The 1,341-nt window shown below is 56.9% G+C and carries 1 rRNA gene (running past one end of the window); it reads left to right on the forward strand.

Annotation, left to right across the window (positions count from 1 at the left end):
• Positions 1-64 precede the first annotated feature (64 nt).
• Positions 65-1,341 (forward strand): 23S ribosomal RNA (locus ACWCXH_RS39615) (it continues 1,490 nt past the right edge of the window).

The following is a 1,341-nucleotide window of genomic DNA, read 5'->3' on the forward strand; positions in this document are numbered from 1 at the left end:
TGGGGTGTTGAGGGTGTGTGACTGGTCGTTGTTTGAGAACTGCACAGTGGACGCGAGCATCTGTGGCCAAGTTTTTAAGGGCGCACGGTGGATGCCTTGGCACTAGGAACCGATGAAGGACGTGGGAGGCCGCGATAGGCCCCGGGGAGCTGTCAACCGAGCTTTGATCCGGGGGTGTCCGAATGGGGAAACCCGGCAGTCGTCATGGGCTGTCACCCGCTGCTGAACACATAGGCAGTGTGGAGGGAACGCGGGGAAGTGAAACATCTCAGTACCCGCAGGAAGAGAAAACAACCGTGATTCCGGGAGTAGTGGCGAGCGAAACTGGATGAGGCTAAACCGGAATGGTGTGAGACCCGGCAGGGGTTGCCGTTTCGGGGTCGTGGGTTTTTTCTTGATCGGTCTGCCGGCCGGTCGGCGAGTCAGAAACCGTATGGGTAGTCGAAGGACATGCGAAAGGTCCGGCGTAGAGGGTAAGACCCCCGTAGACGAAATCTGTGCGGCTCGCTTGAAGAATACCCAAGTAGCACGGGGCCCGAGAAATCCCGTGTGAATCTGGCGGGACCACCCGCTAAGCCTAAATATTCCCTAGTGACCGATAGCGGATAGTACCGTGAGGGAATGGTGAAAAGTACCGCGGGAGCGGAGTGAAATAGTACCTGAAACCGTGTGCCTACAAGCCGTGGGAGCGTCGTCGTGGTTTTCGGATCACGGCCGTGACTGCGTGCCTTTTGAAGAATGAGCCTGCGAGTTTGCGGTGTGTAGCGAGGTTAACCCGTGTGGGGTAGCCGTAGCGAAAGCGAGTCCGAATAGGGCGTTTGAGTTGCATGCCCAAGACCCGAAGCGGAGTGATCTAGCCATGGGCAGGTTGAAGCGCGGGTAAGACCGTGTGGAGGACCGAACCCACCAGGGTTGAAAACCTGGGGGATGACCTGTGGTTAGGGGTGAAAGGCCAATCAAACTCCGTGATAGCTGGTTCTCCCCGAAATGCATTTAGGTGCAGCGTCACGTGTTTCTTGCCGGAGGTAGAGCACTGGATAGGCGATGGGCCTCACCGGGTTACTGACCTTAGCCAAACTCCGAATGCCGGTAAGTGAGAGCGTGGCAGTGAGACTGTGGGGGATAAGCTCCATGGTCGAGAGGGAAACAGCCCAGAACACCGACTAAGGTCCCTAAGCGTGTGCTAAGTGGGAAAGGATGTGGAGTCGCAGAGACAACCAGGAGGTTGGCTTAGAAGCAGCCACCCTTGAAAGAGTGCGTAATAGCTCACTGGTCAAGTGATTCCGCGCCGACAATGTAGCGGGGCTCAAGCACATCACCGAAGTCGTGTCATTGCAGCAA

It is taken from the genome of Kitasatospora sp. NPDC001660 (assembly GCF_053596725.1).